This window comes from Caldisericia bacterium (assembly GCA_021158845.1).
GTDB lineage: Bacteria > Caldisericota > Caldisericia > B22-G15 > B22-G15 > B22-G15.
On the sequence record JAGGSY010000045.1, the window covers coordinates 1 to 10966 of the forward strand.

Genomic DNA, 10966 nt, shown 5'->3' on the forward strand with positions numbered 1-10966 from the left:
GAATTGTATAATAAAGATATAAAGATTGGAAATCCATGGGATAATTTTATTTCATGGATCAAAACAATAATTAAAAAATTAGAGGGAAAAGGATGAGTAAAAAGGGATGGATTATTTTATTAATAGTTGTTTTGATAGTAGTTGGAGGATTCTTCTATTTTCTTACAGCAAACCATATAGAGGGAGTTGTTTACGACTCTAAAACAGGGAAGGCTTTAAGTGGTGCAAGGGTAACAATAAATAAACTTACAGAACTTGAAACAGACAAGGATGGAAAATTTAGAGCCTTCTCTCCACCTGTGAAGAAGGTAATAAGAGTGGAGAAACCTGGATACAAAACATTTGAGGAAACTTTCCCTTCAAAGTTTGGTCTTCAAGTTATAGAAATACCCCTTGAACCCTTTACATTCAGTGAACTGGTGGAGAATTTCAAGGAAAGGGCATCTACCCTTAAAAGTTATAATGCGAAGTATTCTATTGAGAGTGAAGCTGATGGTAAAAAGGATACATTCTCAATCCAACTCTCATACGCACTTGGAAAGGGAGTCCATTTTGTGTCTGAAGAGGAGGGAGAAAATACATCATTTACAGAAGTTTATATACTTAAGGATTATGTGTATTTAAGAGATGGAAAGGATAAGGAGTTTAAAAAGATTGAAAAGGAAGAATCAGAGAACATTCCAATTTTAAGACTTTCAGATATGATGGATTTCTTCATCATGAAGGCTGAACCATCTTCCTTCTCATTCTTGAAGGAAGCAACCTTCGACGATGAGAAGTGTGCTGTGTTTAAAATTCAATGGGAGGATGTATTCTCCAAATCAAGTGGTTTTGTCTATCTTGGCGAGGAAAGTGGAATTATAAGAAAGATATCTGTTGTTGATAAAGGATTTAATGAGGAGGGGGAAACAGTTACTACTGAAGTTAATTTTGTGCTTGAAGATTTGAATAAGCCAGTAGAGATAAATCCACCTTCCTAATCCATTGCTTGAGCAAAAAGATGGGGTATCTCCTCTCCTATCCCTATCAGTCTTACAATCTTAAGGCTGGTTTCTTCCTTTTCTAAAAATTCCTTTACAGTTTCGTATATTATTTTTGTTCCCTTTTTCTTTGGAAAACCAAATATCCCACAGCTTACAGCAGGTATTGAGATGCTTTCAAGTTTTTTCTCCGTTGCCAACCTCAGAACACTTAAAATAGCCTTCTTTAACTTATTTTCCTCGTCTCCCTCTCCCCAGACAGGACCAACTGTGTGTATCACATACTTTGATGGAAGACTTCCAGCAGTTGTTATCACGGCATCCCCTGTATTTAGAGGTCCGTTCTTTTCTATGATTTTATTGCTCTCCTCCTGTATTATGGAACCTCCAGCTCTTACAATGGCTCCTGCCACACCACCACCATGTGATAGATACCTGTTTGCTGCGTTAACTATTGCATCAACCTCTTCCTTTGTAATATCTCCTCTAACCACCTGAATAATCTTATCCTTTATCCTTTTCTCTTTTAAAACCTTCATAATTCCTCCTTCTCTCTAAATAAATTATAACTTATTTTTTTCATTTAAAGAGAAAGGTTCTAAGAGGAGTATAAATTGGACCATTTGGGGTAAGTTTTGATTCAAATAGAATCAATCTATCCATTTTAAATAATGGTGTTATCAGATTTCCATCCTTCAAAAGTTTCACTTCACTATCACTCAGTCCAAATTTTGCCCTTCCAATGGTGAGATGTGGTACGAAGTTTTCCTTTCTTATCTTTAAGAATCTACTAAATTCCGGGTAAAGAGCCCTGTATATGGATTTCATTTCGTCACCTCCCTCCTTTACTCCAATCCACACAACCCTTACCCTTCTTTCATTTGGGAAAAAGGATAAGCCATTCAATCTTACATTAAACTTCTTTAAAAGATGAGTCTTTTCTTTTATTACAGACTCTATCCTTTCCACCTCTCTTTTATCAATCTCTCCAAAGAAAAATATGGTGAAGTGAAGATTCTCCTCCTCAACCCACTTTACCTTTGACTTTATCCTTTTTGAGACTTCCTTTACAAAGGAATTCACTTTCTTTCTTACATCTTCCCTTATGGGCAAAGCAAGAAATGTTCTCATTCTTTCCTCCTTTATTCTCATACTGAATTATATAACATCTCCCTTATGGTATAATATGAAGGATAAATTCCTTAAGGAGGACTGAACATGAAAAAGCATATTGAGGATTTTATACTTAAAGTATATTCTCTTCATCCTCATTTTTTGTTTGTTGTCAATTTTATGATTTTTCTCCTTCTTGTTGCCTTTCTCACTCCCTCTGTAAATCAAAGCCCTGAGTTTATTTTAAGACTAAAGACACTCTCTCTGACTCAGACCTATCTTAACAAGTTTGCCTTTCTTAAAAATCCAGTTGTTTATCTTATTTTTTCCATTGTCTTTGGAGCTCTTGTATTTCTTGGAAACATATTTCTCTCATGGGTTGGAATTCCTCTATTCTACATCTCCTACTTCTTTATTGAAAATATGAAGAGGTTTACCTACCTCTTTACAGGGAGAGGAACGCTAACTGCCCTCAACCTTCCAGAAAAAACAGTTAAAGGATTTTCGGTCTATTTCTCGACTTTCCCTGCCAATATCTTTGAAGCCTTTGGATATTTCATCTCCCTTGCGGCAGGTCTCTTTGTCCTTATCTACTTCAGTGTATTTATGTACAGGATAATAAGGGAAAAGTTCCCAAAGATAAAAGCTCTGTGGGGAAAGATAGTAACCTTTGTTGTATTTATTCTCATACCCCATCTTATAATTCTATTCTTTATATTAAGAGAAGTGTTTAAAGACATAAAGGTATTTTCCTTGAGAGTTCCATTTCTTGTAGTAATACTTGTTTATCTTGTATCTGTTGGATCCCACTTCTTCTCCCTTGTTGGGAGAGAGGTGAAAAAAGGGAAGGATAAGAAACCATCTGAATTTCTCTCCGAAGGTTTAACTACTGGATTATCATTTATTCCCATAGGTTTAACCTCCCTAATCATAGGCATAATTTTAAAGAATACTCTTTCATTTAGGATTCTTTTGCCTCTATTTGAAAAGATAAATCCATCTTCCAGCACACTTTTAGTTTTAAACATAATAGGAGTTATAGTGTATGCTTTATCAATTATGCTTCCATTCTGGTATGTATTTTACAATGCAAAAAGATGGAGCAAGAAAATCCTTAATGAGAGAAAAATATCTAAGAAAAAGAGGAGAAAGAAATGATAAAAAGACTTATAATTGTAGTGCTCCTCCTTGTTTTACTTGTTTCATGTTCATCAGGGGGCACCAATAAACCAAAGATTGACACTTCGAACAGAAAAGAGGCAAAAGATTTTACATTACCTACCCTCGATGGTGGAGCTGTAACTCTATCGGATCTTAAAGGGAAAGTTGTTCTTTTAGATTTCTGGGCTACATGGTGTGGTCCATGTAGAAGATCAACTCCAATAATAGTTTCAATCTACAATAAGTATCATAAAAAGGGCTTTGTGGCTTTGGGAATAAATCTTGACGGGGAAAGTGATATGGATAAGGTTACTCAATATGTTAATGAAAACAACATGGATTATCCAATACTTATAGATGCCTTTAGTGTTGCAGAGATGTATAAAGTTAGGGGAATTCCAAGGTTTGTTCTCATTGATAAACAGGGAAGGATAGTTATAGAGATAGAGGGACTTGTGCCAGATTTAAAGGCAAAACTTGAGCAGTATATAGAGGCACTTTTAGAGGAATAAAGGAGGTGATTTAGTTGATTTTAAAAGAGGTAGTTGAGAGGTATAGTGTAAGAAAGTACCTTGATAAGGATGTGGAGGAGGAAAAATTAAGGGAAGTCCTTGAAGCTGGAAGGCTTGCACCTTCTGCATGCAACTACCAGCCATGGAAGTTTATAGTTGTAAGAGACAAAGAGATAAGAAAAAAGATTGCAGAGCCAACCACATGGGCTAAATTCATTGCTGAGGCGCCTGTCCTTATTGTTGCCTGTAAGGTTAGAGATGGTTTCCTTATGGGTGGGTGGTATGACAGTGCCATCCTTGATATAGGCATTGCTCTTGATCACATGACCCTTCAGGCAACTCATCTTGGTCTTGGAACATGCTGGATAGGTGATTTTAATGAAAAGCTTGTTAAGGAACTCCTTGAAATTCCAGAAAATGTAAGGGTAGTTGCACTCCTCACCCTTGGATATCCGAGGGAAAAGAAAATTCCTAAAAAGAAAAGGAAACCATTTGAAGAGGTTGTATCCTTTGAAAAGTTCTAAAAACCTACTAAAATTAGAGTATGGGAAAATTTGTTGTTGCCATATGTGGAAATATTGGGGTTGGAAAATCCACACTGGCAAAGATACTTTCAAAGAAGTGGAAATTTTCCATTGTTCCTGAACCTCAGGACAAGAATCCATTTTTAAAAAACTTCTATAAGGATCCAAAGAGGTGGGCGCTCCACTCCCAGCTCTTTTTTCTCCTATCCCGCCTTAAGATACTTGAAGAAATTGAGAAAAGTTCAGATTCCTTTATAATAGATAGAACCATCTATGAGGATGCAGAGATATTTGCAAAACTTGTTTTAACAAAAAGGGAGTATAATTTATATAGAGAGGTTTACAATAGAGTGATAAGGGATTTTCCATCGCCTCATCTACTCATATATCTTTATGCCCCAGTTAAGGTTTTGAAAAAGAGGATAGAGATGAGAGGAAGAGTTTACGAAAGGAGTATAAAGCTAAGTTATTTAAAGAGATTAAACAAAGCTTACGAGGAGTGGATAGATGGATTTAATCTATGTCCGGTTTATAGATTAAACACAGAGGAGTTTGATTTGAACAATCTATTTTCAAATCTCTCAAAGGTTATAGATGATATTGAGAAATTTTTCTGGGAAGGAAGAAAAAGATGACAAGAGAAGAGGAATTAAAAAAACTGAGTGAGTTTGAAAAGGAAGCTTTTATGTCAGTTCTCCCTCCACATGTGAGGAGGGAGCTGGAGAGATTGAATAGATGGGAAAACCTCATTGAGGTTGTGCTTGATCTTGGAAGGAGACCTGAGGCGAGATTCTCTGATTCCTTCCAGTATCTATCTGATCAACCTGTATCCCGTGAGGATATAGAGTATGTAAGGAGTAGAGTTGGTGAATTTGACAGAGATAATAGGGCAGGTATTGAAAGAACCCTTCATAGGATCTCCTGTATAAGAAACAGGAGGGGAGATATTGTTGGTCTGACTTTGAGAGTTGGAAGAGCAATATATGGAACCATAGATATTGTAAGGGACCTCTTTGAGACAGGGAAAAGTATTTTACTTTTGGGTCGTCCTGGTGTAGGAAAGACCACTCTTTTAAGGGAGGCTGCAAGGGTTTTAAGTGACGACTTAAAGAAGAGAGTGGTTGTTGTTGATACCTCAAATGAGATTGGTGGAGATGGAGACATACCTCATCCTGCCATAGGTTCGGCAAGAAGGATGCAGGTTCCATTTGGAAGAACTCAAGCTGATGTGATGATAGAAGCTGTTGAGAACCATATGCCTGAGGTGATAATAATTGATGAGATTGGAAGAAAGGATGAAGCTGAGGCATGTAGAACCATTGCAGAGAGAGGAGTGCAACTCATTGCCACTGCCCATGGAAATACCCTTGATAACTTACTTATAAACCCTGTTCTCTCCGACCTTCTCGGAGGAATTACAACAGTTATACTTGGTGATGAGGAGGCGCAGAGGAGAGGAACACAGAAGACTGTGCTTGAAAGGTCCTCACCACCCTCCTTTGATATTCTTGTGGAGATAAGGGATAGAGACACCCTTGCAGTTTACTATGATGTTGCAGAGGTTGTGGATAAGTATTTACGCGGCTATCCTTTAAATCCTGAGATAAGAAGGAGAAAGGAGGGAGGGAAGATTGAGATAAAGTCTGAGAGGGAGATAGAGAAGCTTCCCAAATACAAACCTTTGAGAATCTTCACATATGGTGTCTCAAGAGATTATCTTGAACAGGGTTTGAGATCAGTGGGGCTTGATTGGGAGTTTGTTAATGACCTTGATGAAGCTGAAGCACTGATAATATCAAAAACTCAGGAGAGGAGAAATCCAGGACTTGTAAGGGAGGCACAGAAGAGGGGAATAGAGGTTTTAAGGGTTAAATCTAATACAAAGAAGCAGATTAGAAAACTATGCATTGATTTAAGGAATACTTTTTTGGACAAGAAGAGGGACTACATAAAAGAGATAGAGGAGGGAGTAAGAGAGGTCCTTGCCACAGGAAAACCTTATCCTCTCTATCCTGCCCCGGCAGATATAAGAAAGATACAGCATAAAATTATAAGAGAGTTTGGTTTAAGGTCTGAAAGTCAAGGAGAGGAGCCATTTAGATGCGTGATAATATTTCCAAAATAGGTTTTTTTATAACCTTTGAGGGTATTGATGGGTGTGGTAAATCCACTCAGGCAAAAATACTGAAGGAAAATCTGGAAGGATTGGGTTTTGATGTCTTCTGGACAAAGGAGCCTGGTGGGACAGATGTAGGGAAGAGGATAAGGGATGTACTTTTAAATTTTGACGGTGAGATTGATCCATTAACAGAGTTTCTTCTCTTTGCATCAGATAGAAATACACATATCAAAAGAATTATAGAGGAGATAGGGAGGGGTAAAATCGTTATTTCAGAGAGATTTAAAGACTCATCAGTTGCATATCAGGGTTATGGAGGAGGAGTTTCCATATCATTTATAGAGAAGGTGCACAGAGAGATAACTCTCCTTGATCCAGATATAACTTTTTTATTGGACATTTCTCCAAGGGAATCTTTAAGGAGAGTGAGAGACCTTGATAGAATTGAAAAGAGAGGGGTTAACTTTCTTGAGAGGGTGAGGAATGGATATCTAATCCTTTCAAAGATGTATCCAGAGAGAATCTATGTGATTGATGGAAGTAGATCAAAGGAGGAGATTGGAGAAGAAATTTTTTCCATAGTCAAAAAAAAGCTCCTCTAATAATTTCCATGAAACAAAATTCTTAAATTTTTGTATTTTTATGTGGAGGTGATAGTTTATGAAACTGAAATATGGTGTGATTTTTTCTCTTGTGTTGATTCTTATTCTTTCTTCATGTATTCCTCAGGATAATGAAATTCCCAAGGATGAGGAAAAAACTCGCTATTATGATGAAATTTTTAGTGAAGTTCGTGTTGAGAAAGATATCGTTTATGGAGAAAGTGTAGATTATACAGGTAAAAGAATAGAGCTTAAACTTGATGTTTATGAACCAAAGGGGAATAGTGAGGATAAGAGACCGCTTATTATATGGATTCATGGAGGTGGATTTAAGTCAGGAGATAAAAACAATGTAAAAATTGTTGAACTTTGCAAATACTTTGCAAAGAGAGGTTATGTCACTGCTTCCATTAACTATAGATTGAGAAAGAGACCAAAGAAAGATCTTGAGGGAGCAATAAAGGATGCTGTGGAGGATGCAAGAAAATCTGTGGATTTCTTTAGAGAGAATAGTGATAGGTTCAGGATAGATGTTAATCATATTGCTGTTGGTGGCTCATCAGCTGGAGCCATAACATCCCTTCACCTTGCCTATACAGATGATTGGAATAAAGAGGGAATCTTTGCAGTAATTTCTCTATGGGGGGCACTTTTTGACTTCGATGAGATAAAACAGACTGATCCTACTCTCCTTATTATTCACGGAACAGAGGATAAGGTTGTTCCCTTTGAAATGGCGAAAGAACTTAAAAACAAACTTGATGAACTTGGTATCTTTAATGAGTTTCATCCCATTGAAGGGGAGGGTCATGCTCCATGGAGACACTTAAAGGATATAGAAACATGGACAAGGGATTTCCTTTTTAAACTTTTAAATAATAAAACTTCCCATGTCCCTTACTATTTTATAGCCATCCACAACGAGCCTTTCAACATGCCAGGGGGAGAAAAGAGGATAGAGGAGTCTTTCTCTGTTTTAAGAGAGATGGTGAAGAAAGCTAATGAATACAATATAAAACTTACTTTGATGTTTTCTCCTCAGTGGGCAGATTACATCTCAAAAAACAAAGAGAGGCTCGCTGAGGTGAAGAGATGGAAGGAGGAGGGACACGAGATAGCAGCACACCATCACAGCATTTATCATGGAAACTGGGATGGCTACACCAACTATCCAGAGGATGTGGCAAAGAAGGAGAGAATAAAAAGAAAAGGTTTCTCTGAACCATATCTTGGTACATTAAAGGATCTTATTTCAAAATTAAAGATGATAAATCCAGATATTCATTCAGGTTGTATGAATGATGAAAAGGATAAGAACTGTTTACCTGACGCGATTATATACGATACATGCTCAGGTTTTGCAAACTTTGGAGAGGTTATAAGAGTTGGAGACGCCTCTGATCCTAAAAAGGGAATAAATGAATTTGTTCTTGTTGGCAAAGTGAATGGGATTAAGAGGAAGTGGCTTGCACATTATCAGATAACCACAAGACAGAGAGAGAAACTTGCAGAGGATGTCTTTAACTCTCTTGATTCTGGTGTCTATGGAGTTGTAACCCACAGTGTAGAGAGTCAGGCAGAGTATTTCTATAAATTTCTTGATTTCCTACACTCCAAAGACAAAACAGGGAAATACAGTAAGACACTCTCCCAGATAATAGATGAAAAGATACTGCCTGAAAGGGAAATACCAGATGAACTTTTAAATCCTTAAGGTTTCTTTCTTAGAATTATTATGGGAGTTTGCCAGTCTTCATTTCCTGCAGGATTATCGCTCATAACATCCTCAACCCAACTTTTATCAACACCACTGCTTTTTCCCACAACCCATGCTATTCCAAGATCGTTTGCATCAACAATGCATGTCTCACATCCTGTCTTCTTCTTTATCTCTTCACATAATCCATCAGGATTCTCTGGACCGGGGATAACATAGTAGTCATATGGAGGCATGGAGGCTGGCATATCATCAATCTGTGCCACATTCTTTCCAGCAACAATATAAAACCACCCTTTCTTTCTCAATAGTTTTCCAATAAAGCCTACAAAGGAAGCAAGAAGAATTTTGAAAACTCCAGCTTCCTCCACAGCTACCTGCATTGCATATGGATTTGAAAGTGGAGCAGTGGTTGCAAAGGGAGTATTCCTGTTTCTTGAGACAAACTTTGAAAGAATCTTTGCCAAAAATTTTACATCTATAGTTTCAACAGAATAGACTCTTCCTTGAGATATTGCTGAAACAGAAGATGCAACTGTTATTATATCCCCTTTTCTTCTCTTATCCTTTGTAAGTTCATCTATTAAATCTATTAGGTCTGTCCTCTCTGTAATAAGTGGTGTTTTGATTGGTATCCTCTCTGCATCTTTCCTCTCCTTTACTTCATCAGGCTCACCAAGATTTAATCCAAGCTCTCTTACCCTTTTCTTTATGATGTTTCCACGCCTCCTCTTTATTCCATCTTTAAAGATTTCTTCTGCCTCTTTCTTTTTTCCAAGCTTAAAAAGGGCGTCTCCAAAGAAAAAGAAATCCTTTTCATAGAAATTTGAGGGTTTGAGCTCATAAAATTTTTTGTAGAAGCAAGTTGCTTTCTCATAATCACCAAGTTTATAGTAAATCCTTGAGAGCCTTTTAAATAGGTATCTTGCAGGAGATTTTATATCCCTTGTGAGTGGAACATCGTCTCTATCAAGAAGTTTCATATAGTATGAAAGAGCTGTTTCAATATCCCCTTTTTCATAGTAGTATATATCTCCAAGTATTATATCGTACCAGTAAACTTCTGGATTGTTTTCCTTTGCTTTCTCAATAACTTTTGTGGCTTCTTCTATTTCTCCCTTCCTTATGTAAACTTCCTTTAAGAGTCTAAAGATACCTCTACATTTTTTAAATTTTTCTACCCCCTCTTTTAACACCTCCTCTGCTTCATCTAAACTTCCCTCTCTTATGAGGAGAAATCCATATTTTTCATAGGTTTTACAGGTTAGAAGCCCCTTTTTTCTTAACCTTTTTAATAGATTAAGTGCTTTCTCCTTCTCCTCTTTCCTTAGAAGAGAGAAGACTATACCCTGATAAATATATGAGATGAGTTTCATTCAGCTAAATAAGTCCCTCTAAATCTTCCTCAAAGAAACAGAGGCCAGTTGTTCCCGGTCCTGGATGTGCACCAATGGTTGTTCCCATAATTCTTGTGTATATTGGTCCCATATAACCAGTTTCTTTTCTAAATAGATTTAATAGAAAATCCTGATCTTCCTTACAATCTGCATGTGGTGAACCAATAACAAGTTTATTTATATCCTTTATCCTCTCCTTTGCTATCTCTACAATCCTTACAAGTGACTTTTTTCTACCTCTCACTTTTTCTATGGGAGTGGTCTCCCCATCTTTTATCTCCATAACTGGTTTAACATTCATAAAATTTGCCATAAGTGCAGATGCCTTTCCCAATCTTCCACCAAGATAAAAGAAGTATAAATCTTCCACAGTAAAAATTACATTTGTTTTCTCACTAATCTCCTTAAGTTTCTTAACAATCTCATCAAAGCTTAAAGCACCCTTTCTTATCATTTTTGCTGCTGTTATCTGTTGTATTCCCTCTCCAAAGGTTGCAGATTTTGTATCTATAATCTCAACCTCCACATTAGGGTATCTTTTCTTTAATTCCTCCTTTGCAAGAGATGCAGATTGGAAACTTCCACTGAACTTTGAACTTAAGGTCATAACAATGATTTTGTCCTTTCCTTCCTTTATAACTTCTTCAAATACAGGTAGATAATCTTCCATGTTTGGTTGAGCTGTTCTTGGGTGTTTCTTCTTTTTTCTCATGATTCTGTAGAATTCTTCTGGAGTTATAGTTACATTCTCCTTGTACATCGTATCCTCTTCCCCTTCAAAGTAGAGGTAGAAAGGAACCTCTTTTATATTGTATTCTCTCACTATATCCCTTGGTAAATC

The 10966-nt window shown here is 36.9% G+C and carries 12 protein-coding genes; 8 read left to right on the forward strand and 4 right to left on the reverse strand.

Annotation, left to right across the window (positions count from 1 at the left end; genetic code table 11):
• The first annotated feature begins 92 nt into the window (after positions 1–92).
• Positions 93–980 carry a carboxypeptidase regulatory-like domain-containing protein gene (locus J7J33_01820; protein MCD6168027.1) on the forward strand — a complete coding sequence of 296 codons (888 nt, stop codon included), beginning with the start codon at positions 93–95 and terminating at the stop codon, positions 978–980.
• Here J7J33_01820 and J7J33_01825 read toward each other — a convergent pair.
• Positions 977–1519, reverse strand: a complete 543-nt coding sequence (locus J7J33_01825; GenBank protein ID MCD6168028.1) for a macro domain-containing protein — start codon at positions 1517–1519, stop codon at positions 977–979. The genes J7J33_01820 and J7J33_01825 overlap by 4 nt on opposite strands.
• A 40-nt stretch (positions 1520–1559) precedes the next feature.
• Positions 1560–2111 carry an RNA 2',3'-cyclic phosphodiesterase gene (thpR, locus tag J7J33_01830; protein ID MCD6168029.1) on the reverse strand — a complete coding sequence of 184 codons (552 nt, stop codon included), beginning with the start codon at positions 2109–2111 and terminating at the stop codon, positions 1560–1562.
• A gap of 87 nt (positions 2112–2198) precedes the next feature.
• Here thpR and J7J33_01835 point away from each other — a divergent pair, with 87 nt between their 5' ends.
• Genes J7J33_01835 through J7J33_01865 form a run of 7 tightly spaced genes read left to right on the forward strand, consistent with a single transcriptional unit; the run spans position 2199 to position 8725 of the window.
• On the forward strand, positions 2199–3251 hold the full coding sequence (locus tag J7J33_01835) for a hypothetical protein (protein MCD6168030.1): 1053 nt from the start codon (positions 2199–2201) through the stop codon (positions 3249–3251).
• Positions 3248–3766 carry a TlpA family protein disulfide reductase gene (locus tag J7J33_01840; protein ID MCD6168031.1) on the forward strand — a complete coding sequence of 173 codons (519 nt, stop codon included), beginning with the start codon at positions 3248–3250 and terminating at the stop codon, positions 3764–3766. Before J7J33_01835 ends, J7J33_01840 begins: the two co-directional genes overlap by 4 nt.
• Before the next feature lie 14 nt (positions 3767–3780).
• Positions 3781–4290: a nitroreductase family protein gene (locus tag J7J33_01845; protein MCD6168032.1), complete on the forward strand. Its 510-nt coding sequence runs from the start codon at positions 3781–3783 to the stop codon at positions 4288–4290.
• 20 nt (positions 4291–4310) lie between these two features.
• On the forward strand, positions 4311–4925 hold the full coding sequence (locus J7J33_01850) for a deoxynucleoside kinase (protein ID MCD6168033.1): 615 nt from the start codon (positions 4311–4313) through the stop codon (positions 4923–4925).
• Positions 4922–6415, forward strand: a complete 1494-nt coding sequence (locus J7J33_01855) for an AAA family ATPase (protein MCD6168034.1) — start codon at positions 4922–4924, stop codon at positions 6413–6415. Before J7J33_01850 ends, J7J33_01855 begins: the two co-directional genes overlap by 4 nt.
• Positions 6391–7011 (forward strand): dTMP kinase, encoded by a 621-nt coding sequence (gene tmk / locus J7J33_01860; GenBank protein ID MCD6168035.1) that lies wholly within the window; start codon positions 6391–6393, stop codon positions 7009–7011. Before J7J33_01855 ends, tmk begins: the two co-directional genes overlap by 25 nt.
• A 58-nt stretch (positions 7012–7069) precedes the next feature.
• Positions 7070–8725 carry a carboxylesterase family protein gene (locus J7J33_01865; GenBank protein MCD6168036.1) on the forward strand — a complete coding sequence of 552 codons (1656 nt, stop codon included), beginning with the start codon at positions 7070–7072 and terminating at the stop codon, positions 8723–8725.
• Here the strand turns inward: J7J33_01865 and J7J33_01870 are convergent.
• Positions 8722–10104, reverse strand: a complete 1383-nt coding sequence (locus J7J33_01870; GenBank protein ID MCD6168037.1) for a coenzyme F420-0:L-glutamate ligase — start codon at positions 10102–10104, stop codon at positions 8722–8724. The genes J7J33_01865 and J7J33_01870 overlap by 4 nt on opposite strands.
• Positions 10105–10108: 4 nt before the next feature.
• Positions 10109–10966, reverse strand: an 858-nt coding sequence (locus J7J33_01875; protein ID MCD6168038.1) for a DegV family protein, incomplete at its 5' end; no start/stop codon positions are given.

Excerpts from the sequence above, each read along its gene's own strand:
- J7J33_01820 (MCD6168027.1), top strand. The coding sequence starts at position 93 with ATGAGTAAAAAGGGATGGATTATTTTATTAATAGTTGTTTTGATAGTA.
- J7J33_01825 (MCD6168028.1), bottom strand. The coding sequence starts at position 1,519 with ATGAAGGTTTTAAAAGAGAAAAGGATAAAGGATAAGATTATTCAGGTG.
- thpR (MCD6168029.1), bottom strand. The coding sequence starts at position 2,111 with ATGAGAACATTTCTTGCTTTGCCCATAAGGGAAGATGTAAGAAAGAAA.
- J7J33_01835 (MCD6168030.1), top strand. The coding sequence starts at position 2,199 with ATGAAAAAGCATATTGAGGATTTTATACTTAAAGTATATTCTCTTCAT.
- J7J33_01840 (MCD6168031.1), top strand. The coding sequence starts at position 3,248 with ATGATAAAAAGACTTATAATTGTAGTGCTCCTCCTTGTTTTACTTGTT.
- J7J33_01850 (MCD6168033.1), top strand. The coding sequence starts at position 4,311 with ATGGGAAAATTTGTTGTTGCCATATGTGGAAATATTGGGGTTGGAAAA.
- J7J33_01855 (MCD6168034.1), top strand. The coding sequence starts at position 4,922 with ATGACAAGAGAAGAGGAATTAAAAAAACTGAGTGAGTTTGAAAAGGAA.
- tmk (MCD6168035.1), top strand. The coding sequence starts at position 6,391 with ATGCGTGATAATATTTCCAAAATAGGTTTTTTTATAACCTTTGAGGGT.
- J7J33_01865 (MCD6168036.1), top strand. The coding sequence starts at position 7,070 with ATGAAACTGAAATATGGTGTGATTTTTTCTCTTGTGTTGATTCTTATT.
- J7J33_01870 (MCD6168037.1), bottom strand. The coding sequence starts at position 10,104 with ATGAAACTCATCTCATATATTTATCAGGGTATAGTCTTCTCTCTTCTA.